Genomic DNA, 24103 nt, shown 5'->3' with positions numbered 1-24103 from the left:
ATGAGGAGGATGGTGAATGGAGATGAAGACGATGCAAGAAAGTCCGCAGAAGCTAAGGCGGGAGATGAAGAGCAGACACCTATTCATGATTTCGCTTGGTGGCGTCATTGGAACCGGCCTGTTTATCGGTTCGGGGTATGCCATCGGGGAAGCCGGGCCGATTGGGACAATTTTAGCCTATCTGGTAGGTGGGCTCCTCATGTATCTGGCTATGGTATGTCTAGGGGAGTTATCCGTCATCATGCCGGTTTCAGGTTCTTTTCAGGCGCATGCGACGAAGTTTATCGGACCTGCATCAGGATTTGTCATCGGTTGGGTGTATTGGCTGAGTTGGGCACTTTACGTTGGGCTTGAATTTATCGCGGCGGGCTTGTTGATGGGCAGATGGTTTCCGGATGTCCCTATATGGATCTGGTGTGCAGTATTCGTCGTTCTCCTGTTCTCCATCAATTCGCTTAGCACAAAAAGCTTCGCCGAAACGGAATATTGGTTCGCGGGCATAAAAGTATTGGCGGTCATTCTATTCATCGGTATCGGATTTTGTGCGATGTTCGGGTTAATCACGATGGACGGGACGCCGGCTCCCTATCTATCGAATATTACCGGAGATGGTGTTTTCCCGACAGGGCTGACTGGGGTCTTCATCGTCATGATGACTGTCATTTACGCATTCCAAGGCTCTGAAATCATGGGTGTGGCGGCGGGGGAAACACAGGAACCGGAGAAGAACATCCCGAAGGCCATCCGCAACATCGTTGTGCGTGTCCTAGTGTTCTACGTATTGGCGATTTTTGTCCTGTCGGCAATCGTCCCATGGAAAGAAGCGAGTGTGCTGGAAAGTCCGTTTGTCACAGTTTTTGACATCGTCGGGATTCCCTACGCCGCAGATATTATGAACTTTGTCATCTTGACGGCCATCCTTTCCGTCGGGAACACCGGACTATTCGCTTGTACGCGGATCCTTTATTCATTGGCCAACGACGGGATGGCGCATCCGATGTTCGGGAAGCTGAGCAAACGGGGGGTTCCGATGAATGCGCTGCTTGTGACTCTCGGATTTGCGCTTCTATCCTTGCTGACCAGTGTCATTGCGGAGACTACACTCTTTGTCGTCCTTCTCTCGGTCAGTGGAATCGGGGGGACGATTACGTGGATGGCGATTGCGTTCTCTCAATATCGTTTCCGGACGCAGTATATGAAAGACGGAGGAAAGCTGGAAGATCTGAAATTCCGGGTCCGTCTGTTTCCATTCGTCCCGATCCTATGTATCGTCATTTGTGCATCGTTATTCGTTTTCGCCGCATTCGATCCGACGCAGCGAGTGTCACTTGCTTTAGGGTTCGGTTTTATCGGGTTGTGTTATTTGTATTATTATTTGAGGTATACGCGAAAGAGGAAAACTGTTCTTTCTTCCCAGTAAGAATGGGAAATTTTTAGCAGTAAATCAAATCCATGCTGGCGTTAGGGGAAGCCACCTAGCGCCGTTGCGGGGAGAAACCGACGAGGAATTCGAGCCTTATATTAGTAGTACAAGTGAAGCTATTGACGAATTAAGAACGAAGATTTCCCTTGATGAAAGTGAACTTCTTAAGCTAACAGGTTTTTACTTCAAGAAGGAGTAAAGCCTTTTTTCTTATTGAACTAATGGTGCAGGTTAGTTGAAGAAGCAATAGATAATTTATGTTAAAGTTTAGCTATTGCTAAGCCAGTATAAAAGACAACAAAGCTAATGGAGGGTGAAAGTGGAAAAGATTCTTCATAAGATAGCCAATTTGATTAACAGTAAGGATCAAAAAATAATCATTGGAATTTCGGGTCATGGTGCATCTGGAAAGACAACGTTTGCCCATAATCTTATAAAACTTCTGGGACATGAAGATGTGAATTATATCAATACGGACCCATATATCATCGGCTCTCATCTTAGGAAGTACACTTTAATCAACTATGATCATAAGAATCAACAACATCAAGATAAAATGACAGCCTGTCATCCTGCTGCTCATAATATATATGCTTTAGAGAGAGATGTTCAAATGGTAAGAGATGCTTTAGATTTTTATACAATAGGCACGAATTTTACAGAGAGTAAGTTAATTTCTTCACAAAACAAAGTAAATATTATAGAAGGAATGACCGTTGCCTTTACAAATCCCAATTTATATGATCTGAAAATTTACCTTCATACAGATGAGGAAACCGAGCTGGCGAGAAGGGGTATTCGTGATGTTTCTGAAAGAGGAACAGATATAAATTATTTAAGAAAATCTCATGAAGAGCGTAGAATTCAATATGATTTATTTATGCATCCTTATCATCAGAATTTCGATATAGTAATAAACGCACAGTGTTGTTAGATTTTGTACCAGTTGGGCAACAAAAAAGGAGAATGTTGAATTGCTGATTGAAGATATTAAGAAATTAGAATCGTGATATGGTGGGACAGGCATCTGCGAATTGGATACCTGTCTTTTTTAAATTATTGCGTGCTAGTTGTCTGCTGCTAGTAATGAATAGGATCATAAGTAAATATATTGCATAGGGAGGCCTGCAAGATACTAAGAAGAGAAGAGGTTATCTTTTGAGAAGGCTTTTTAGAATTGCCTTTATTTCCGTTCTGACGCTCGTCGTTTTAGGTGGTGCTTCATTGTTATTGTTCGGTCGTGACAGTCACAGAAATTTATCTGGAAGTATTTCCGAACAACTAGATCAGTACCTATCCAATCAAGAATTTCAGGGGACAGTCTTGATTTCCAAGGACGGAGAAGTCTTATTTGAAAAAGGATATGGGATCGCTGCCGCTAATGTGCAAAATAGCACGGATACTCTATATCAGATCGCTTCGTTATCAAAGTCGTTTACAGCTGTAGCCATTATGCAACTTGCAGAGAAGCAACTGCTCACTGTAGATGACCCACTTTCAATATATTTTCCCGACTTTCCAAATGCCGATACCATTACAATCGGACATCTTCTTAGTCATAGCTCAGGCATTCCAGATTACTTAAAACCAGACTATCAATTTGATTACAGTAAAGAATGGGATCCGAATGAGATTATCGGGGTTGTACGCAATGAACCGTTGGAATTTACCCCTGGCGAGAGCTTCAGCTATAGTAATTCAGGATACGTACTCCTCGGACTCATTATTGAACAAGTAAGCGGGCAGCCATATTCCGACTATATAGAAGAACATATATTCAAGCCAAGTGGTATGCAGAACTCCATGTTCGAAACGAAAGAAGGTTCCCCAGTAGCGGAGGGGCATGTGGAAGGGAAATTGGGTCCACTGATGCATGACTCCGCAGCATATGCTGCAGGGGATATTATTTCAACCGCCGAAGACTTGGCACTCTTTGATGAGGCATTACGCCAAAACTTCTTAGTATCTGAGGAAACTTCAAAGATGATGGGAACAACTCATGCTTCAAAGTTTCCATACCGATATGGATATGGGTGGTATACACAGGATGTTATGGGGCATAAAGCAGTAGGCCATTCTGGCGGATACCCAAGCGGCTTCCGTCACTACGTTGCACGACTTCAGGATGAGGAGCTTACGGTTATTGTGCTTAGTAATGAAATGACTGTGAATTCGAAGAAGATTAACCGTAACCTTACTTCTATTGTTTTACAAAAACCTATTTGGATTTGGGAAGAGATTTTTTAAAATCAAATTGTCAAAAACCCCTTGTACTGCCTCGGCTTGCAATGGAATTTGAATGTAGAAGATTAATCGTATATCACATTTTTCCCTTGTTCACTTAACTTTTGTAAAGATGTAAGCATATGGTTTATTTGTTCATCAGAATGTCTTTCCCATGCGCCTAATTCAGCTACTATTTTCAGTGGAGATGTAGACCGATAGGAGCGTGTTGGGTTTCCGGGAAATCTTTTGTCAGTTAAGTTCGGGTCATTTTCAAAATCACCTTATGGTTCGACGATATAAATTCTTTCCTTTGCATCTGATTTTGCTAATTCGGCACCCCATTTAGCAGCTTCTAATGTTGCTGTGAAATAGATATGGTTAGATTTTTTATCCTGAAAATTGGAGTCGTGCAAAGGTTCAAGCAAATCTCCAATGTCCAATTGTGCTTTTGTACCATGAAAGAACGGACCACGATCTAAACTATTTTTGTTGTCATTCATCTAAATACACCCCTTATACGATTTGACTTGCGTATTACAGTATAAGGTATGGGATGGGTGGAAAAGTAGTCTATAAATAATTATTGTATGGTGTTATAATGGATGTAGAGAGTAAGATGTGTAATTAAATATCAATCCGATAGATAGTGCGTAAAGAAGAGGAGTGGCATATGCTGCTCTTCTTTTTTTATGTCAAAATAGGTTAATAAGAAGTCTCGGCTTACTCAACAAGAAGAGCCATTTAACATAGGAAACAACGGTGTGGCACTCATGATGTGAAAAATTTATATGATGGAATTGTATCCTTTGACTTCATATTCATTTCGAGATACTCTATTTTAGTATTCACTGAAATAGAAAATAGCAGTTGAGAGGAAGTAGTGTACAGTGACTGAGGATTTCAAAGTAAATCTTTACAAAGCGCTCGGTGAATCGACACGACTACAAATTGTGGAAATTCTTGTGAAACATCCAGAGTTATCTTGTCAAGAAATTGTCGATCAATTAAACATCTCCGCCAACTCTACATTGACCTATCATTTAAAACCGCTACTTGATTGTGGATTGCTTTCCGTTCGCCGTGAAGGAACTTTTCGGTACTACAGTTTGGAACGCCCAATCCTCGAGCAGTACGCCCCCGCTTTACTTTTATAAATAAAGCGGAATACTTATCTTCTCTATTTCAGGATTTACTGAAATACATAACTGCACTTAAGCCTTGGAGTAGTACTTTCTAGGTACATTAATAAAAAAGTCACTCAATGTCCACATTGCTCTCATGGGAAACTCCTTTGCTTTCATCATCTATGTGACGATTCTTAAAATATATTTCAGTACTTATAGAAATACCGAAGCAAGGGAAGTTTAGATGACTAAAAGTAATGAAGGCAGCGTGTGTTTTGCTATGCGTAGTAAAGCCCCCTACACACTTCAAAATAAATCTTAAATAGGTTTCGATTATTGAAAGGAAAGGCTAGAAATCACATGAATAAATTTGAAAAACATAATGGATATTCGAGAACATTTCAAGAAAACAAACTGACTTTAGGTTTGACTTTCCCTCTTGAAGCCTATCCGGGCAATGTTCCTCAAATGGATTTGGATCAGCAAATACACCTGGCTAAAGTTGCTGAAAAGGGGAATTTTGCTTCTCTATTTGCGCGTGATATTCCATTAAATGATCCTTCATTCGGAGATGCAGGACAAATGTATGATCCATGGGTATTCCTCAGTTATATCGCAGCGCATACAAAGGAGATCGCCTTAGGAACAGCGAGCGCAATTACATCGTTTCAACATCCGTTAAACCTTGCTAAATCAGCGGCTTCCATGGATAAAATTTCAGGTGAAAGACTTTTACTTGGCCTGGCAACTGGAGATCGTCCGATTGAATTCACAGCTTTTGATGTAGACCGGGAAAAAAGAGCTCAATTGTTTCTGGAAGCTTTGTATGTAATGAGGAAAGCGTGGACAAATTCATTTCCGGACATTCATACCGACAGAGTAAAGCTGACGGGAACAACAGACATTCTGCCCAAACCAGTTGTAGGTGATATTCCCACATTTGTAACAGGTTTTTCCGGGCAATCGCTGGAATGGATTGCGGAAAACAGCGATGGCTGGCTTAGTTATCCACGAAACCCAGCTCAACAACAGAAGCTCATTCAAGAATTTCACTCATTAACTGAACGTTTTAAACCATTTGCCCAATCGCTATATGTTGATTTAACTGAAGATCCGAATGAGGGGCCAACGCCTATTCACTTAGGATTTAAGAGCGGTCATAAATTCTTAATTGACTATCTGAATTCTTTACAAGAAGCCGGAGTGAACCACGTGATTATCAATACTAAATTTGTTCATCGCCCTGTGGAAGAGGTCATACGAGAATTAGCGGAAGAAGTCGTCCCTTATTTTCCGGCACTGTAACAGTTGTAACGCCTAAAAAAGGTTCGTCCAAGGGTGGATTGTCGGATTAGAAGTTCTTAACAGGAAGACTTTTTAAAAAAGGAAATGAAACATACTATACGAGGAGGATGAATGATGAAAGCTGTTGGATTGCATCATAAAGAACATTTTCAAAATTTAACTATAGAGAGGCCGGTACCTAAAGGCAGGGATTTGCTTGTAGAAATAAAGGCAGTTTCCATGAATCCAGTGGACACGAAAGTCCGGGCTTCAACAGATCCCGCTGATGGACCAAAAGTTTTTGGATATGATGCGAGTGGTATTGTTGTTGAAACCGGCGAGGGGTGTAAACTGTTTAAGCCAGGTGACGAAGTTTACTATGCCGGAGATATAACACGTCCAGGAACGAATAGCCAGTATCATCTTGTAGACGAACGCATTGTTGGTCATAAACCCAAAAAGTTGAGTTTTGCGGAATCAGCGGCTATGCCGTTGACGGGCCTTACTGCTTGGGAAGGACTTTTTGAGCGGCTCATGATTGACATGGGGGATCAAGGAAATACGGAGCGTTCGATTTTAATTATCGGTGGTGCAGGTGGAGTGGGATCAATTGCCATTCAGCTTGCAAAATTAGCGGGCCTTAACGTCATCGCAACTGCCTCACGAGAAGAAACGGAGCGTTGGTGTCGAAATCTGGGGGCAGATATGATTCTAAACCACCGTCACCCATTAAAACCACAACTCGTAGAGCAAGGATTGAATGACGTTGACTATATTTTTAATACAAGCAGCACTGAAGAACATTGGGGAAACATGGTGGAATGCATTGCGCCTCAAGGTAAAATCTGTGGGATTGTAGAAATGAAAGGCTCTCTCCCCCTAGACGATTTACAAGCAAAGAGTGCAACATTTGTATGGGAATTTATGTTTACCAGATCGAGTTTCCAGACAAAAGACATGGTTAGACAACATCAACTCCTTAACCATATGGCGTATTTGTTAGACGGCGGTCAGCTTAGAACAACGTTAACGGAAACCTACGAGCCGATTAATGCTAAGACGATCCAGCAAGCACATGAAAAGCTTGAAAGTGGCACAATGATCGGTAAACTCGTAGTAGAAAAATTTGAGTGAAGTAAGCGCAAGGTGTAAATACCAATGCTTTACACAATATAAAAGGAAAAAGCTCAGGGTGTGTACTCTGAGCTTTTTCCGTGCAATAAACACCAAGAAGTGACAGAGGGTTATTTTGCGACTGTGTTGAATAAGTTATTATTAAAATGTGTTTTTTCGAGGGAGGGAGTTAAATGAAGAAAATAACTACTTTCTTGATTGCAATAACGCTTTTAATAGCTTGTTCAAAGACTACGTACAACGATTATAAATTTAGTGGAGAAAGTAAGTATTGGGAAGCTGAATACTCTTATAAAGGAACGGAAAGATGGGGAGAAAAAGACGGGCAAAGAACATATTCGAATGAAGATAGTTATCAATTTATTTTAAAATATAAAGGTTCTATAGAAGAATTGTCTTCTTTAAAAAAACTTGAATATTCTTATGAAACTAATAGAGGTCATGGGAAAACTACTGAGGAGTACACAGAACCCCCATCCACTCGAACATTTTCGTCTTCAGGAAGTTCAAAAGGCGGGGCAAAAATACGTGTAGATGAAGTGATAAAAGTAAATGTGAAATGGGATGACTTTGAAGAGTCATTTGAACTGCATAATGATAGCAGGTAACTTGGTAAACTAACCAAGGTTGAAAAAGTCCACAATAAAAAGAACATTAAGTGGTCTATTTAAAGGGGGGATATCTAAATTTTTTGGTAACACAATCTTATTCGGGAAGCATCTAAGAAAAGAGTTGTCCATTCTAAAGTAACTAACGGAGCGTTGATCCAAAAGGATTAACGCTTTTTTGTCGAACTTATGAGTTTCCTCAGATTTGAAACCGTTTAATTTGTCATTCGTATAATATATAGAACTATTTGGAAAACGGAATTATCACTGGAGGTAACAATACGGCAGCTGAGATTTTCTTAACAGTAATATTTATGATTCCACTGTATGCATTCTTGATTTGGACTTATAGCAGTCCAGAAGATATTCTATTATTGGGGAGAAGGTGGAAGTACCAAGGGGACCCTGAAATTTCTCCAAATGTTATTCGCTATATTAAAATCGCTTCAGTTTTCACAATGATATTCTCCCCCATCGTTCTTATAGCCTTGCTCTTTAAACCTGACTTTTTCGGTATTGCTTTAATGGTATTTATCTTCGGTATAGCGATTATGGGTGTATTTATAATACTTACGGCTAGTCATAAACGTTGATCCAGGAAGGTTTAAGGCCGTTTTGTTGAACTTATTAACCATTATTATAAGTGCAGTTTTATTCTGGTCGACATATCATCTTTGGAAGTATTTTGGTGATAAATAGAAGAGGAATAATACCGCATGACAGTTGCGATTTGTAACTTGCTTGTTCAACAAACGGATGCTTTAGTTCTGTAAAAGTAGTAAGATGCTTTTCGGAAAACGCCCATTGCTGGGTGTTTTTTACATTTAACTTAAAATACATTGGATACGCAAAACGCTTACATAACACACGCGTAGAAGCTCACGTATTGGAGCCTTTGACGTGTGTTCGATTCATCTTGGAAATCTTATCAACTTGACGAAAAAGCTAAAGAGGAGTATTATATTTTAGCTATAGACAAAAGTTACTTTAAAATAACATTTTCCATAGATCAGAAGTGAAATAAAAAAATTAAAAGGTTGGTGTTTACATGAGAAAACAATGGAATGTCAAAGCTTTTCTTTTACACAACTTTTTAGGAATATATGCAGTAGCTGTATTGATGTTATGGATGAAAACATATATCGCTCAAACCACACAATTTGAATTAGGAGTGGAAGGACCTCTTCAACAATTCCTTTTACTGCTAAATCCGCTCGGTTCAGCATTGCTATTTCTAGGAATTTCTTTGTTGTTTAAAGGAAAGAAAAAATATACTGTGCTCGTCGTCATGTACACGCTCATGTCGATTCTTTTATATGCGAATGTCGTCTATTATCGGTTTTTCAGTGATTTCATTACAATTCCTACCCTTATGCAAACGCAGAATTTCGGGGATTTGGGCGGCAGTGTTCTGTCCTTGCTAAAACCTTATGATATTTTGTTCTTTGTGGATGTATTCGTCATGATGTATCTTCGATTTTCACGTAAGGTACAAAAAGAGACAAATCGGGTAGGATCTAAAAAAGCGACCGCTATTATTGCTGTCGCATTAGTCATTTCCATTATCAATCTAGGACTGGCTGAAGCTAGTCGGCCGCAACTGTTAACTCGCGGCTTTGATCGAAACTATATTGTGAAATATCTAGGGCTGTATAATTACACGATTTATGACTCGGTGGAAACGGCGGCAGCGTCATCGCAAAGAGCTTTGGCGGATAGCAGTGATCTTACAGAAGTGATCAACTATACACAATCTGCTTACGCGGAACCGAATCCGACCTATTTTGGGGTAGCCAAAGGAATGAACGTCATCTATTTGCATCTAGAATCATTCCAAAACTTCCTGATTAACTATAAATTGAACGGAGAAGAAGTTACACCTTTTTTAAATTCATTAACAAAAGATAAGAATACAGCGTATTTCGATAACTTCTTCCACCAAACGGGACAAGGCAAAACGTCCGATGCGGAATTCATGTTGGAGAACTCCCTATTTGGGCTGCCGCAAGGATCTGCTTTTATTACAAAAGCACAAAATACGTACCAAGCCGCCCCAAGTATTTTAAAGGATTATGGGTATACATCCGCTGTATTCCACGGCAATAACGGCAGCTTCTGGAATCGAAATACGATCTATAAAGCATTTGGATTCGACCATTTCTTCGATGCGAGTTATTATGATACGAGTTCACCGATCGATATGGCCGAATACGGATTGTTGGATAAACCGTTCTATGAGCAATCTGAAAGTCTGTTGAGTTCACTGCCGCAGCCTTTCTATGCGAAATTCATTACGGTAGCAAACCACTATCCGTACGCGATGAATCAAGAGTTGGTGACAATCGATAAAGCGCAGACTGGAGACAAAAGTGTGGATGATTATTTCCAAACTGCGCGGTATACAGACGAAGCGATTGAAAAAGTCTTCACTCGATTAAAGGAAATGGGCTTATATGATAACTCGGTCATTGTTCTGTATGGTGACCATTATGGTATTTCCGAGAATCATAAAAGAGCGATGGCACAAATCATGGGGAAAGACATTACCCCTTATGAAAGTGCGAACTTGCAGCGCGTCCCCTTATTCATACATGTTCCTGGAATGAAAGGCGGCATCAACCACACGTATGGCGGTCAAACAGACCTTCTTCCGACGTTGTTGCATTTGCTTGGAATTGATACGAAAAACTATGTTCAATTCGGTTCCGATCTATTCTCGGAAGAGCATAATGAAGTTGTCCCGTTTCGAAATGGCGATTTTATCAGCCCGACGATCGATTCAATTAATGATAAGTTTTATGATAATCAAACTGGCTTACCACTCGATGATCGACAAATGGAGCGTGCCAATGCTTTAAAAAAAGAAGTGGATTATAAATTGGAGCTTTCCGATAAAGTCGTGAATGGCGACTTATTAAGATTTTATACGCCAAAAGGGTATACTCCTGTCGATCCTTCTCAGTACAACTACACGAAAGATGCAGATGTACAATCAAATGAATGACATATCGCAGCAGAATAAGCATGTTCTCTCTGATTGGAGAGGGCGTGCTTATTTTTTGCATTAAAAAACAGCCGAATGAAGAGAGGAAACCCCTCACATCCGCCTGCTTTTCATATCATCATTTATTTCCAAAGTCACAGTCCTTCAATGGAATCAACTTCGTTTTGTGCTTAACTTTATAAATCAGCCAAACGATCAAGAAGAGGGGGAGACCGATATAGGAAACGAGTGCCCCGTTCCAATCGATTTCACCGCCCGTAAAGGCTTGGAAGTTTTGGCCGGCAATGATGAAAATACAAAGGACTAGGGCCAGCAAAGGACCGAATGGGAACCATTTGGCGCGATAAGGAAGATCCGATAGATTACCGCCTTGCACAATATAAGCCCTTCTGAAACGGTAGTGACTGATTGCAATCCCAAGCCATGTAACAAATCCAGCCATCCCTGAGGCATTCAACAACCAGACGTACACTGTACCGTCCCCGAAGAAAGTCGATAGGAAGGCAAGGGAGCCGACTAATGTCGTAGCGATCAATGCATTGACCGGCACGCCTCTTTTATCCAATTTCCCTAAGAACCTTGGTGCATTCCCGCTGCGTGCCAAATCCCAAAGCATACGCGTGGACGCATACATCCCTGAATTACCCGCAGATAATACGGCCGTCAAAATGATGGCGTTCATGACAGAAGCGGCAAAAGCGAATCCAGCTCGTTCGAAAACGAGTGTGAACGGACTGACAGAAACCGACTCACTCAATAATCGTGGATCCGTATACGGAAGTATCATTCCGATGACGAAAATCGCCAAGATGTAGAATAGAAGGATGCGCCAAAATACAGAGTTCACCGCTTTCGGAATCGTCTTTTCCGGATTTTCACTCTCACCGGCAGCCACGCCAAGCAATTCCGTACCTTGGAATGAAAAGCCTGCCGCCATGAAAATACCTAGGATGGCAAAGAACCCTCCGTTGAACGGTGCATCGCCAATCGTGAAGTTCGTAAAGCCGATCGCTTCACCGCCCATGATGCCAAAGATCATCATAAACCCGGTAATGATGAAGATGATGACCGTCACAACTTTAATGAGTGAAAACCAGAATTCGGCTTCGCCAAAACCTTTGACGGACAAATAGTTGAAGCCGAACATGATCAGAAGCGCAAGTCCGCTCCATAAGAATGAAGGGCTTTCCGGAAACCAGAATTTCATGATCAATACAACCGCAGCCAGTTCCGCGGCAATCGTAATCGCCCAGTTGTACCAATAATTCCAGCCGATCGCAAACCCGAATGCCGGATCGACGAATCGGGTGGCATATTCTTTGAATGACCCCGCCACAGGCATATAAGCCGCCATCTCCGCAAGGCTCGTCATCAGGAAGTAAACCATGATTCCGACAGCGACATACGCCGCCAATGCCCCTCCCGGCCCTGCAGTATGGATCGCACCGCCGCTTGCTAAGAAAATCCCGGTACCAATCGAACCTCCAAGGGAGATCATCATCAAATGGCGGGCTTTCAATGTTCTTTTCAATTGAGGTGTATTCGTAGTTGTGTTCTCCATGTTGTCCACTCCTTTTTATGGCGGAAGGTTCAATCTAAATAGATAACCCAAAATAAAAACAGCTATCGAAGAAAATCGACGGCTGTTGGATAAATGCGTTAATCCTTCCGAAGATAGTTCTCCACGTTGAAAAACGTGACAATGATGTTCCTATTCGAAAACATCACCAGCATGGATAGCCAATGATCTATCCACACTTCGGCAACTTATCCTTTCAAACGGAGTCAACAATCTCAGAGAATCTCGTCCGTCCTACTCTTATAAGCAGCAACCTCTATCCCATCGGTGAATGGGAGTATTTATAAATTAATGTATAAATTATAGGCCGATAATATTCATAATGCAATGGTAAACATTGCACATTTGTCCTCTTAGGGAGGATAGAGATATGTTGGAACTTTACAATTAAACACAATGATACACTGGAACTTTTTATAAAATGAAACGTATTACTAATAATCGGAAAACTAAATACCTGTCGATTAATTTTTTATAGCAGAGGGGATAAATTTATCATGTTATATGAATTATTTGAATACAATTGGCAAGTTAGAGACGAATGGATTGAATGGTGTGAAAGTCTTCCTAACGAAGAGCTTACTAAGATACGGACTGGTGGCATGGAAAGCATACTTTATAACTTATTCCATGTGATCGATTGTGAACAAATATGGATTAATCAACTACAAGAAACACCAGTTATCCAAAAAAACATGAAGACAATAACAGCTTTGGGTGAAATTAAAGAGTATTCTAGCCAAACGAAAAAAGTAAGTGAGAGTTTTATTAAAAAGTTTGAAAAAAGCAATGAAAGAAGACTATTTACCTTTACTTCGAAAAGTGGTGAGAATAAGCAATGGACTTACGACAAGGTGCTGTATCATATTATTACTCATGAAATACACCATATAGGTCAAATATCTATCTGGGCTAGAGAAATTGGAATAAAACCAATTTCATCAGATTTGATTTTTAGAGATATTGAAGGAATTTAAGATAAAGGTTTTCAAGTAACAACTAAGGCGTCCTTTTAAAGGAAATACAAAGGGGGGATAAATATTATTTCAATAATAAATGTAAAACAAAAGAAAATGGAAGTTCTCAGCAAAGGTTACAAAGGAAAAACGGTTATCATACTCACAGGGATGGGCTGTTCTTTTGATGAATGGTACAACATTACAGAGGTAATAGGTGAAACAAATAGAGTACTTATGTTTCACAGACCTGGACTCGGTGAAAGCGAAATTGGGAACGAACCTCGTAACACAGAGGCTGTCGTTGAAGAATTACTTGATTTATTGCTGGTTCTTGCAATAACAGAGCCTATTATTTTGGTTGGTCATTCATATGGGGGATTGTGTGCACAACACTTTGTTAAAAGTCATCCTCAAAAGGTTGCAGGATTAGTGTTAGTGGATTCCACTTCGGAGGATTTACGTGAGTTAGATGAGTTAAGTTTACCTGTATTGAATAATGATGATACAGATAAAATCTGGTTAGAGAAATGTAAATCTTATTCCTCGATGGAAAAAGAGCAGTTAAAGAGATTGATAAACCCTAGTATTCCAGAAAAGTTAAAATCAATTCCTGAAAAGGTTCAACAAAGATTATTAGATTTTCTAGTAAGACCTTCTCTATTCAAAGCGATGTATTCTGAAATAAGCAATTGGAAAAAAGATGCCGAGATGATTAAGTCCATAGAAACGACTCTGAATGTGCCGCTAATTGTGTTAGGAAGAGATAAAGAGTTTAGCATTAGATTGGAGATGCAAGATGGACTACCAGAAGAAGAATTAAGGGTCTTTGAAGAAAAATGGGAAGAACTCATTACAAGACAGGGCAACCTTTCAAACGATAATAAGATACTATTCGTCAATGGTTCAACCCATTCTATACACATTGATAGACCGGACATTGTCATTCAATCAATTTCTGAGATTGTGAATAAATATAAGTAAAGTAACGATTTCCCTATTTAAAGTAGCGGTAAAAGCTTTTTTTCTTATTGAAATAACAGAACAGGTTATTTGAAAGAGATAATTTATTATTGGAGGGTTCAAATGGAACTGGTTATTGAAAGGGCAAAACATACTGATGCTGAAAAATTAGTGAAAATTTTTCATGCCGCATACTCGGCAAATGAGAAATTGGGGTTTCCTTCTAGTGCATCCAAGGTTGAGGCCGAAGAAGTTAGAGAATGGATCAACAACATGATGATATACATAGGGAAAGAAAAACGTACAAACATCATCATTGGTACTATACGGTTAAAATACAGTGAAGAGTGGCAGTGTTATGTGCTAAGTAGATTGGCTGTGAATCCATCTCACAGGGGAAAGGGGATTGCAACAAAGTTAATGAAGTACGGGGAAAGTAAACTTTTAAAGATGGGAGAAAAGAGAATTAGATTAACGGTAGCTAAAACTCATCCCTATTTACCCAAGATGTATAGTGAAAAAGGATATGAAATTGTGGGAGAACGCATATTTCAAGAACTTCCATATGACGAACTTATTATGGAGAAGTTATTGTAGTAGTACATTCCATTGAGTAAAAGTATGAAGTAATTAGTTAAGTCTGTAACTTGGTGCATTTCTAGAGTATGCCTATTATATTAGGGAAGTATAGCTGAATAATTGCAATACTTATTGACGGAAAATTAAATATTAACAAAAGGGAATTTGGCAATGAGTACACTAACTATCAATCTCCAAAGGAAATCCTTGAAGCTTTTTCAGTAATGAAATAATTACGCACTCATCTTGATAAAAAAACTTATCTTGATTTGGTAGCAGAGGCAAAAGAAAAGGACTCAGGAAGCTAAGTTGAAATTAGTTCAGCAAGACCAGCTGTAGTACACTAAATGCGAATTTAGCCGTATGCCAAAAAAATTGCTCTTAACGTTTTCATATAGCTTTGAAAGAGTAGCATTATGCTACTCTTAGACTGCTGACAAAAAGGATTCGGAATGAAAAACACTTGCTATTCTCTTTGATTCTCTCACTGGAGGTACATCTTGATGATAATGGTGGTCTGCTATTTCCTTCTTGCCAGATATGGAAAGTGACCAATGGTTGATATGAATCCACAGAGCTTATGTTTGTTTCCAATTTAAGTATCAACGTTTTGCATTCTCTATATTATTTCTTTTAATATTAAAGGTTTTTAACCATATTTATCCCGAAAACTTCAAACTCAATTTCTTCATAGAATTTTAATGCTTTTTGATTAGACCCAAAAACATGCAACTTAAAATAAATAATGGCTTCGTCAACTAGAACTTGCTCAATTAATGTCATAACTTGTTTTCCGTACCCCTTAGATCTGTAATCTTCTAAAATGTAAATTTCGTATAGAAAAGCACTTCGTTTCTGCGAATCTAATTTCATCCACACATAACCAATGACTAAATCATTCAAATAGATATTATAAAAACAATGGTTATTAGTATAAAACCCTTTAGGCAGCAAAGATGCTAATTGTTGTTTAGCTCTACTCTCCCCTGAGTCTCCGACCTCGTGAATGTTTTCCTCTAATACTTCTGCATATCTTATTAATTTGTCCTCATAGTAAACTTCAAAATCAGAAGAGTTCATCTTGGCGATTAATACGTTATTCAATATTTCTACCCCCAGTTGAAATTTTTAGAAATCTAATTATAGTTTACTAACAGTCCTAAATTTAGTAAACCTCCAAAGACCTTTCATCAAACCTTCTTCCCTGGGGGGAGTCATAGATAATTACTAGGGGGGGATTGTTGATGCATTTAGTTGCTCTATAATGCTGCAATCGGGAGCGCGTATTGAATAAGTAGAGTGTCTATTCTTTAAATAGGCGTGAAAAGATCTTATTTATTACGAAATAGATGGAACACTATATCTTGTTTATTATCTAATTGGGCGGTTGCTTGAATAAGACATAGGAACTTTTCACGAAATGAAACGTATTACTAATAATCAGGAAATTCACGAGAGGGAAATCACATTGGCACCATAATCCAGAATACTGGCGCTTTATTACTAGGGGGGAGTATATTGAATATTTTACCGTATATTATTCCGCCTATGATAGCGGTCTTTATTGTTAGTACGATTATGTCGATTATATATAAGGATAAAGAAAAAAAGGATAAAGGGTTTGTACTAAATTATTATCGATTAACTTATAGAAGGAGATTCATACGTGCCGTTTGGGCAGTTCCAATTGTATCCCTAATATATATCGCTTTTTATTGGTTTAGTGATTTAACGTCAAATGAGTATATAATCATTGGAGTATTTTTCTTTTCCCTGCTTTTATTAGACGTCGGCTACAATTATGCGAAATGGAAAAGGAATGAGAAGAAATGATAAGTGAATTGCCTGAAGGGCACCATTTCAAACTCAACGGAGTAAGGGGGTTGTACCAACTTGGAAAAGCCTTTTAGTATTTGGTCGATTGGCTTTATAGCATTTGGATCACTGGCACTTGTGATGAATTGGATTTCACTAGACATAATCGAACCTATCGTTCTCATAGGATTTATACTTTTATTATTTGGAGTGATTTTTAGTTTTATCGCTTTCTCAAAAAACGAAAAAGGTGCAATGAAAGTAATTTCTGTTGTATCCTTTTTCGTCATTTTATTATTCCTTGTCTGGTTTGAACCCTTTTTGTTGGTTTATATATTGACTTGGTTAAAAAATATCTTTTAACAAACGGGTCAAACTGCGGAATCAAATTCTTTGGGGTGAGAAATTGAGCAGAAATAACGAAACTCCCGAAGTAAGAAGGGAAAGACTTAGACAAAGAGAATTAAAACATCCATCAAGCAGTATTCACGGAAGTAACCTGTCTGATTTGGTCGGTGGTTTAGGTTGGAAGGGTACTGGCATAATAATTCTTTTATTAATCTTAGCCGTTGTAATAAATTCTGTTTTCTTCCGCTAACAGGCGCGATTGTTCGTAAGGAGCAGCGCACTTCTGTTATAAAAGGTCCATATTGCAAAAACAGAATGTTTAACGAAGCAGATACGTTGAACAATTAAGGAGTAATTTGCGATGACAATGTTAGCGATTAAAAATACGTTTATCACATTGTTTACAGGGATTTTTTACATTTTTGTTACCTTATTATTAATCCAAATCATATCTGATTTCTCGAGTGTAAGACTATATGTACTTACAGATAACGGTCTTAGCATTATTAATGGGTTTGGTATCGCGCTAGGCTCATTCTTGATAGCCATTGCTTTGGAAAGAAAGTTAACGAAACCACTAAAGTATGGGTTATATTCACTATTGATTTTGATCGGTGGCTTTTTATTTCTTTTAATTACTGCTCTTATAGCAATGACTGGTTTTGGTTGGTTTACGGGATGGTTCCAATGAAACTAATAGGGGGATATGGGTGAGGAATATAATTATTACCACGTTATTATCGATGGTTATTTTGGTTTTGACAGGATGTAATACCCAACCTAAATTGAAAGGCTTCTATCAAAGCGAAACGCATGTGAATGGTTATCACATTCAAATCACAATTCACCACAATGATAACGTTTTTGTTGAATATATTGACAACAGGGAAGTTGACAGAGGAACCTTTGAAGAGATTGAAACTGGCAAATATCTCATGACAAGTGATCATCAAGAGTTTACGATTGACTTAACGAAAGATAACACATTTTACATGACGATAAAAAAATTAAATGATGGAAACCCGATTAAAATGATAAATCTTGATGATGTACCAGTCACGTTCCCACCTCAATTCGATGACGTTGAAGAATATAAAGAATTAATAGCTGTATCTATTTCTTAAAATAGAGGTAAAAGTATACTTGTCAATCAGCTGGCACATTTCCTGACCAAGGATCTGTGCCAGTTTTATGTATTATGGGCAATTTGCTTGAATGTTCTTTGAAACCTTTTATGCAACGAATCGTATTACCAATAATCAGAAAGTATTTAGATGGGTCATAAGGGAGGTGGAATGATGGAAACAGTCGAGGACAAGTTGACTCGCGGTTTGGGTAAACTGCTACCAAGTATTCGATGTCGCAACGCCTTTCGGTGGGTTTAAACAATCGGGTATTGGACGTGAATTAGGTTCATATGCACTTGATAACTATACAGAAGTTAAAAGTGTCTATGTTTCGCTCGAATAACTCAACTTGGATTTATTTTAAATGACTACATTTCTCTAGCGGAAAAAAGGAATTCGACCACTTACAAGGTCGGGTTCCTTTTCGTTCTAACAGTAGATATAATGGATTTATAAATTAGATGGGGAGATTCCTACTTACGTCATCAACCTCGTATAACTCTACTAATTTTAATCCACTTCCTCTATTGTAAAAAACTCCCAAACATGCCAATGATAAAAATGTGCTTCACAATTCTAAAAAGATTGTGTAAAATAAAGCATCAACTCTACTCTGGTGGGGAGAAGGGATTGTGTATGTTTTATAAATTCAGAAGATTTCGGAGGAAGGGAAATGAAAAATTTAGTTACTAAATGGAATCAAGTGAGTCTAGTAAAAAGGATCGTTATTGGGATTATTGTTGGTGTGATTTTAGCTTTAACCGTTCCCAATGCAGCTAGTGGGGTATCCATTCTAGGTTCGTTATTTGTCGGTGCATTGAAAGCGGTTGCACCTGTATTAGTTTTATTCTTAGTGATGCATGCGATAGCCGCCCATAAGAGTGGTACGAAAACGAACATGAAATCGATACTTGGACTATATGCGATCGGTACATTGCTAGCTGGGGCTGTCGCAGTAGTTGCAAGCTTTATGTTCCCAGTTACACTAACACTGGCAACAGGAGCAGAAGACCTTTCTCCTCCAGAAGGTATTGTGGAAGTTTTGCAGACATTACTATTTAACCTAGTTGCAAATCCAATTGATGCATTAATCAATGCCAACTATCTAGGTATCTTAATGTGGGCAATTGTTTTGGGACTTGCTTTAAAACATGCAAAACAAAGTACGAAAGATATGCTAGGTAGTTTTTCGGATGCCATCACGAAAGTGGTACAATGGGTCATTAATTTGGCGCCGTTCGGGATTATGGGTCTTGTTTTTAGTTCAATTGTATCGACTGGTTTTTCTGCTTTACTAGTTTACGGTAGATTAATACTGATTTTAGTCGGATGCATGTTGTTTATCGCATTTGTCGTGAATCCGCTCATTGTATATGTTTATACGCGCAAAAATCCATATCCACTTGTTTTCATGGTGTTAAGAGAAAGTGGAATCACCGCATTCTTTACACGTAGTTCTGCTGCAAATATTCCAGTCAATATGAAATTAGCAGAAAAACTTGGTTTAGATGAGGATACTTATGCAGTCTCAATCCCACTAGGTGCAACAATCAATATGGCCGGTGCGGCTGTTACGATTGCGGTATTAACTCTTGCAACTGTTCATACGCTTGGAATTGAAGTGGACATTTTGACTTCGCTTATGCTGTGTGTTGTGGCGGCGGTCTCTGCAGCAGGCGCATCAGGTGTTGCAGGTGGATCACTTTTACTTATTCCACTCGCATGTAGTTTATTTGGAGTTCCCAATGATATTGCAATGCAAGTTGTAGGCGTTGGGTTTATCATCGGGGTTATTCAAGATTCTTGTGAAACTGCATTGAATTCATCTTCTGACGTACTGTTTACAGCTACAGCTGAATACGCGAAAGAACGTAAAGAAGGTAAAGAGGTTTCTATGCAATCTTCTTTTAAGTTCCAAAAGATGTAATCGGCTAAAGAAAAAAAGAGAGGCTGAAAAATGATATCATTTTTCAGCCTCTTTTTGATTTAATCCAATTCCCTTTCCATGACTTCCTTCACTAAACGCCGTACCTCATCCGTCGATTTCGTATTCATCAAATCGTTTCTCAATTCAGCAGCGCCTCTAAATCCGCGAATATAAATCTTGAAAAAGCGAAGAAGCGGTTTGAAAGGACGCGGTTCGTCTTCTGTTGAATATTTATCGTGCAAATCCAATTGTAAAAGCAGTAAATCCAGATACTCTTTCACACTATGCTCTCTCGGTTCTTTCTCGAAAGCGAATGGATTCGAGAATACGCCGCGGCCGATCATGACGCCATCAACGCCGTATTGTTCGACTAGTTTCATGCCTGTTGCGCGGTCAGGAATATCGCCGTTGATCGTTAACAACGTATTTGGAGCTATTTCATCCCGTAATTTTTTGATTTCAGGAATGAGTTCCCAATGGGCAGCTACTTTACTCATTTCTTTTCGTGTACGCAAGTGAATGGACAAGTTTGCAATGTCTTGCTTCAATACATGTCCTAACCATTCGCGCCATTCATCGACTTCGATGTACCCTAGTCTTGTTTTCACGCTGACTGGCAATCCACCGGCTTTAGCCGCTTGAATGATCTCTGCCGCAACTTCCGGTCGGCGTATTAATCCGGCGCCTTTTCCGTTTGCTGCAACGTTTTGCACTGGGCATCCCATGTTTAAATCGATGCCACGGAAACCGAGTTTTTTCATATCGATGCTCATCTGTTTAAAGAACTCAGGCTTATCGCCCCAAATATGGGCGACAATCGGCTGTTCATCTTCCGTGAACGTCAAGCGACCGCGCACACTGTCTCTTCCTTCTGGATGGCAGTAGCTCTCCGTATTCGTAAACTCCGTGAAAAATACGTCAGGTCGTGCCGCTTCACTGATGACGTGACGAAACACAACGTCTGTCACATCTTCCATTGGCGCTAATATAAAAAACGGCTTCGGTAAATCTAGCCAAAAATTATCTTCGTTACTCATTTTGTATCCTCCTGTTGCATGCAAAATCCTTTGCTCATCATAAGATTGTACCATTTATTTTAATTTGCTACACATATATATTCCCCGGAATCTCATCTTCATTAGATAATATGAAAACTACATGGGGTTACTCCATCAGAAACGAGAATGTATGGTCTTCAATAAATTCTCCGTCCCGATACGTCCGTTCCACGAAGGTGATGTTATTCTCGTGATCGATGAGCAGGACTGTCGAGGAGCGAGTGCCGTACTGATCCGATTTGATGAATAGGGGAGAGAGTACCCGTTCCCATTGTTCGCCGACTCCCGTATTGGGAAGTTGCTCGTCCGGAAACGGTTCGGCATCCTGCAGCACATCGAATAGTTCTTCTAGCTCGATGACGCGGTTTTGTTCGACGAGCTTTCGGATACCTGTTTTCCCTTTTACCACCTTCGGCCACGGCGTGTCGAGAAAATGGTTGGACAGTCCATGAGTCCCCGGAAGAATCTTCTTCACTTCATTTTCAATATTGGAGTAATAGAACAACTCATCTGCAGTGCCGACAATTACATTAAAACCGGCATACTCGGCTCGCTTCTGTTGCAAGGATGTCAGAAATTCAGCGGCTGCCACAGTAGAATCGAGGAAACCGGTCACGATCTCACCGCGGGACCGGACGTCTTTCGTTTGTTCAGAAGCATCCCTGTAATTGGTCAATGCCGCAAAACGACCGTTTTTCGTGACACCGAGCCATGTCCCACGCTGTGATAAATCCCTCCCCGCCAACAGATAGGGCTTATCTTCCCAAAAATGTGCCGGAGCAGTCGGGCGCTCATAAAACTCGTCCCGGTTTGCTGCTACGATCAATCGGTAATTCGGATGGTTCTGGAAATGAAAATTAATCAAACACATGACGACATCACGACTCCTTTCCTAAAGTATACATGGAGAATTGGGATTCGGACTACTTGTACTTACCGTGCCAATGGATGGAAGGGTGCATTGACTACGTCCGTCTTTTAATAATCAGAAGTGTTATACTAATTGCGGGATACTAAGTACTATTCAATAAAAAATCAAACGGGCCGTTTTCTAGTAGAAAGGAGTTTAGATTTGAAGAAAATTGATGATTTAAAAGCTGGAGTCGCTGTCATTATTTTGAATCAAGAGAATCAAGTTCTCTTACAAAAAAGAGCTGATGTAGGCTTGTGGGGAATCCCTTCAGGACATGTGGAGATTGGTGAAACAGTGTCTGAAGCAGTCATGAGAGAAGTAAAAGAAGAGACAAATTTAGATATAAGAATTAAAAAGCTGATCGGTGTTTATTCCGATCCGGAGTCACAAGTTTTCAATTATCCAAATGGCAAGACGGTGCATTTTATAACGACTTGTTTTCTTGCTGAAATTACAGGTGGGGAACTTAAGTGTAATTCAGATGAATCGCTTGAAATTAAATTTTTTGCACAGGACAACTTACCAGAAGATTTGTTAACAATGCACCCTCAATGGTTAGAGGATGCTCTTTCAAAAAAGGAAGCGGCATTTATTCGTTGACCAATATTGTAGATTGGGCATGATTGCCGATCTAATGCGTTCAAAAAAGGGCCGTATAAGGAGTGCAATAAAATGTCTAAAACTATGATTTCATTGATTGCAGGAATTCTGTTCGCTTGGTTAGTCATAAGCTTCATTACCAAAAATTTTGATGGGAATTTTTTGTTTGCACTATTGATTGGGGTTTTCTTGGGGTACGGAGTTAAAAAGAAAGAGGGAAAATATTAACTTTGCAAGGGAATAACTTCTTGGACTTATGGTTTTCACTGGATGCTAAGATTGTGGATTATACAGTGTGCGTTTTAAAGCTGCTGATGTACCGCCTGGTGACATTGGTAATGGTTCGAAACTTGTTGTTATAAGGTGGCGGAAGAGTATGAAAAAGTTTTTAGTAATTACCTTTGTTACACTCTTGTTTTTATCAGGTTGTAATACATCCCGAGCTAATGATTCCTCTATTCCGATTGAGTTGGCAGCGTTTAATAGTCTAACGAATGAAGAAAAGGCATTAATTCCAGCAAGCCCTAAAGATTCAGTAGTTAAGAAAATAGCTGTTAATGATGAAATTAAACATTTGATCGATAAGGACTATGACAAAGATGAAATTTATTCTATCACTTTTAATAATACAGAGACAGAATCTTTGGGGAAACTTATTGTTTTCGTGGATTTAGACAAGGAAACTGTTGTAGGGAAAGGGTTTTCCAACCAATAACCTAAATCATTTAAACTCAATGTGGCAGACAGTGATGATGGACCAGATTGGTGAAATACACTAAAGAGGGCGTAAATCCATTATAGGATTTACGTCCATTTTGTTGAATCTTTACCTACCGATGCATTGCTAACTTACAAATGCACCCATTCGTCAGTTATGCGTACTATCACTTATACCTACTGAAGGTTCACTTGTTTTATCGGCACTACTCGATTCGTTATGCCCCGGTCCAAATAAGTTCAAGATTGTCACTCCAACAAGTATAAGTGTTATTCCTATAATGCTAGCCAAGTTAATTTTTTCTTTCCAAATAATAACTGAAATAATTACCGTCGCAACAATTCCAATTCCTGACCAAATGGCATAGGCAGTATTTAAAGGAATAGTTTTCAGCGACAACGATAAAAAGAAAAAGCAGCTAATGAAAGCTACGATAACCCCGAGTGTCGGGAATAGTTTCGAAAATCCCTCAGAGGCTTTTAACAATGATGTGCCAATAAGCTCTAGAGATATAGAAAGTGCTAAATATAGATAAGACATCGTTATTCTTCCTCCTCAATCATGTCAATTGCTTATTAAGGCCAATGATAATATTGTAACGTCCATACGGTTTTTAGCAATTGCTTAGCCCATCTACTTCCTACCTTTACATGCTATACTCGTTATACGAAACTTATAAACTTTCAAAATTAGGAGCGTTTTTGAAGGAGACTACCA

General features: G+C 39.3%; 26 protein-coding genes, 2 pseudogenes and 1 riboswitch. Of the genes and pseudogenes, 22 read left to right on the top strand and 6 right to left on the bottom strand.

Annotated features, from left to right (window positions below; genetic code table 11):
* The first annotated feature begins 22 nt into the window (after positions 1-22).
* The 3 genes from NIT04_RS13285 to NIT04_RS13275 all read left to right on the top strand — a co-directional run bounded on the left by NIT04_RS13285 (position 23) and on the right by NIT04_RS13275 (position 3670).
* Positions 23-1420 (top strand): amino acid permease, encoded by a 1398-nt coding sequence (locus NIT04_RS13285; protein ID WP_252505107.1) that lies wholly within the window; start codon positions 23-25, stop codon positions 1418-1420.
* Positions 1421-1742: 322 nt separating this feature from the next.
* Positions 1743-2357, top strand: a complete 615-nt coding sequence (locus NIT04_RS13280) for a uridine kinase (RefSeq protein ID WP_252504048.1) — start codon at positions 1743-1745, stop codon at positions 2355-2357.
* Positions 2358-2581: 224 nt separating this feature from the next.
* Positions 2582-3670, top strand: coding sequence for a serine hydrolase (locus NIT04_RS13275; RefSeq protein WP_252504047.1), 1089 nt, complete (start codon positions 2582-2584; stop codon positions 3668-3670).
* Positions 3671-3732: 62 nt separating this feature from the next.
* On the opposite strand, the pseudogene arr reads toward NIT04_RS13275, so the two are convergent.
* Positions 3733-4149 (bottom strand): annotated as a pseudogene (arr, locus tag NIT04_RS13270) (NAD(+)--rifampin ADP-ribosyltransferase).
* Positions 4150-4536: 387 nt separating this feature from the next.
* On the opposite strand from arr, the gene NIT04_RS13265 reads away from it, so the two are divergent.
* From NIT04_RS13265 to NIT04_RS13240, 6 genes are all read left to right on the top strand, one after another.
* Positions 4537-4803: a helix-turn-helix transcriptional regulator gene (locus NIT04_RS13265; protein WP_252504046.1), complete on the top strand. Its 267-nt coding sequence runs from the start codon at positions 4537-4539 to the stop codon at positions 4801-4803.
* A gap of 330 nt (positions 4804-5133) precedes the next feature.
* The gene (locus NIT04_RS13260) at positions 5134-6078 is read left to right on the top strand and encodes an LLM class oxidoreductase (protein WP_252504045.1); all 945 of its coding nucleotides are present in this window, start codon (positions 5134-5136) and stop codon (positions 6076-6078) included.
* Positions 6079-6192: 114 nt separating this feature from the next.
* Complete coding sequence (locus NIT04_RS13255) at positions 6193-7191, top strand: zinc-binding alcohol dehydrogenase family protein (protein WP_252504044.1); 999 nt, start codon at positions 6193-6195, stop codon at positions 7189-7191.
* Positions 7192-7364: 173 nt separating this feature from the next.
* Positions 7365-7799 carry a hypothetical protein gene (locus NIT04_RS13250; protein ID WP_252504043.1) on the top strand — a complete coding sequence of 145 codons (435 nt, stop codon included), beginning with the start codon at positions 7365-7367 and terminating at the stop codon, positions 7797-7799.
* 248 nt (positions 7800-8047) lie between these two features.
* On the top strand, positions 8048-8392 hold the full coding sequence (locus tag NIT04_RS13245; protein ID WP_252504042.1) for a hypothetical protein: 345 nt from the start codon (positions 8048-8050) through the stop codon (positions 8390-8392).
* 455 nt (positions 8393-8847) lie between these two features.
* A complete protein-coding gene (locus NIT04_RS13240) occupies positions 8848-10803 on the top strand; it encodes an LTA synthase family protein (RefSeq protein WP_252504041.1) in 1956 nt (651 codons plus the stop codon).
* 118 nt (positions 10804-10921) lie between these two features.
* On the opposite strand, the gene NIT04_RS13235 is transcribed toward NIT04_RS13240, so the two are convergent.
* On the bottom strand, positions 10922-12364 hold the full coding sequence (locus tag NIT04_RS13235; RefSeq protein ID WP_252504040.1) for an amino acid permease: 1443 nt from the start codon (positions 12362-12364) through the stop codon (positions 10922-10924).
* A gap of 106 nt (positions 12365-12470) precedes the next feature.
* Positions 12471-12649: riboswitch (Lysine riboswitch) on the bottom strand.
* A 230-nt stretch (positions 12650-12879) separates the two neighbouring features.
* On the opposite strand from NIT04_RS13235, the gene NIT04_RS13230 reads away from it, so the two are divergent.
* The 3 genes from NIT04_RS13230 (at position 12880) to NIT04_RS13220 (ending at position 14898) form a co-directional block, all read left to right on the top strand.
* The gene (locus NIT04_RS13230; RefSeq protein ID WP_252504039.1) at positions 12880-13359 is read left to right on the top strand and encodes a DinB family protein; all 480 of its coding nucleotides are present in this window, start codon (positions 12880-12882) and stop codon (positions 13357-13359) included.
* Positions 13360-13455: 96 nt separating this feature from the next.
* Positions 13456-14322: an alpha/beta fold hydrolase gene (locus NIT04_RS13225; protein WP_252504038.1), complete on the top strand. Its 867-nt coding sequence runs from the start codon at positions 13456-13458 to the stop codon at positions 14320-14322.
* A gap of 102 nt (positions 14323-14424) precedes the next feature.
* A complete protein-coding gene (locus tag NIT04_RS13220) occupies positions 14425-14898 on the top strand; it encodes a GNAT family N-acetyltransferase (RefSeq protein ID WP_252504037.1) in 474 nt (157 codons plus the stop codon).
* Positions 14899-15519: 621 nt separating this feature from the next.
* Here the strand turns inward: NIT04_RS13220 and NIT04_RS13215 are convergent.
* Positions 15520-15984, bottom strand: coding sequence for an N-acetyltransferase (locus NIT04_RS13215; protein ID WP_252504036.1), 465 nt, complete (start codon positions 15982-15984; stop codon positions 15520-15522).
* 414 nt (positions 15985-16398) lie between these two features.
* Between NIT04_RS13215 and NIT04_RS13210 the strand changes: the two genes are divergently transcribed.
* The 7 genes and pseudogenes from NIT04_RS13210 (at position 16399) to sstT (ending at position 20097) form a co-directional block, all read left to right on the top strand.
* Positions 16399-16713: a hypothetical protein gene (locus NIT04_RS13210; protein WP_252504035.1), complete on the top strand. Its 315-nt coding sequence runs from the start codon at positions 16399-16401 to the stop codon at positions 16711-16713.
* Between the two features lie 60 nt (positions 16714-16773).
* Positions 16774-17058 (top strand): hypothetical protein, encoded by a 285-nt coding sequence (locus NIT04_RS13205; RefSeq protein ID WP_252504034.1) that lies wholly within the window; start codon positions 16774-16776, stop codon positions 17056-17058.
* Between the two features lie 43 nt (positions 17059-17101).
* A complete protein-coding gene (locus NIT04_RS13200; protein WP_252504033.1) occupies positions 17102-17293 on the top strand; it encodes a DUF6366 family protein in 192 nt (63 codons plus the stop codon).
* Positions 17294-17404: 111 nt separating this feature from the next.
* A complete protein-coding gene (locus NIT04_RS13195) occupies positions 17405-17734 on the top strand; it encodes a hypothetical protein (protein ID WP_252504032.1) in 330 nt (109 codons plus the stop codon).
* A 19-nt stretch (positions 17735-17753) separates the two neighbouring features.
* Positions 17754-18167: a hypothetical protein gene (locus tag NIT04_RS13190; protein ID WP_252504031.1), complete on the top strand. Its 414-nt coding sequence runs from the start codon at positions 17754-17756 to the stop codon at positions 18165-18167.
* A gap of 205 nt (positions 18168-18372) precedes the next feature.
* Positions 18373-18513 (top strand): annotated as a pseudogene (locus NIT04_RS13185) (aldehyde dehydrogenase family protein); the annotation flags it as partial.
* A 330-nt stretch (positions 18514-18843) separates the two neighbouring features.
* The gene (gene sstT, locus NIT04_RS13180) at positions 18844-20097 is read left to right on the top strand and encodes a serine/threonine transporter SstT (RefSeq protein ID WP_252504030.1); all 1254 of its coding nucleotides are present in this window, start codon (positions 18844-18846) and stop codon (positions 20095-20097) included.
* A gap of 59 nt (positions 20098-20156) precedes the next feature.
* On the opposite strand, the gene NIT04_RS13175 is transcribed toward sstT, so the two are convergent.
* Together NIT04_RS13175 and NIT04_RS13170 are read right to left on the bottom strand one after the other, a co-directional pair.
* Positions 20157-21134: a tRNA-dihydrouridine synthase gene (locus NIT04_RS13175; RefSeq protein ID WP_252504029.1), complete on the bottom strand. Its 978-nt coding sequence runs from the start codon at positions 21132-21134 to the stop codon at positions 20157-20159.
* A gap of 127 nt (positions 21135-21261) precedes the next feature.
* On the bottom strand, positions 21262-22026 hold the full coding sequence (locus NIT04_RS13170) for an NRDE family protein (protein ID WP_252504028.1): 765 nt from the start codon (positions 22024-22026) through the stop codon (positions 21262-21264).
* Positions 22027-22227: 201 nt separating this feature from the next.
* Between NIT04_RS13170 and NIT04_RS13165 the strand changes: the two genes are divergently transcribed.
* From NIT04_RS13165 to NIT04_RS13155, 3 genes are all read left to right on the top strand, one after another.
* The gene (locus tag NIT04_RS13165; RefSeq protein ID WP_252504027.1) at positions 22228-22668 is read left to right on the top strand and encodes an NUDIX domain-containing protein; all 441 of its coding nucleotides are present in this window, start codon (positions 22228-22230) and stop codon (positions 22666-22668) included.
* Positions 22669-22740: 72 nt separating this feature from the next.
* A complete protein-coding gene (locus NIT04_RS13160) occupies positions 22741-22896 on the top strand; it encodes a hypothetical protein (protein WP_252504026.1) in 156 nt (51 codons plus the stop codon).
* A 148-nt stretch (positions 22897-23044) separates the two neighbouring features.
* Positions 23045-23383: a hypothetical protein gene (locus tag NIT04_RS13155; protein ID WP_252504025.1), complete on the top strand. Its 339-nt coding sequence runs from the start codon at positions 23045-23047 to the stop codon at positions 23381-23383.
* A 153-nt stretch (positions 23384-23536) separates the two neighbouring features.
* Here the strand turns inward: NIT04_RS13155 and NIT04_RS13150 are convergent, their stop codons facing one another.
* Positions 23537-23926: a multidrug efflux SMR transporter gene (locus NIT04_RS13150; RefSeq protein WP_252504024.1), complete on the bottom strand. Its 390-nt coding sequence runs from the start codon at positions 23924-23926 to the stop codon at positions 23537-23539.
* Between the last annotated feature and the right edge of the window lie 177 nt (positions 23927-24103).

The organism is Sporosarcina sp. Marseille-Q4943 (genome assembly GCF_943736995.1).
Taxonomy (GTDB): Bacteria; Bacillota; Bacilli; order Bacillales_A; family Planococcaceae; genus Sporosarcina.
Note: the sequence above shows the minus strand (reverse complement) of the source record. Positions and strands in the feature narration are given on the sequence as shown.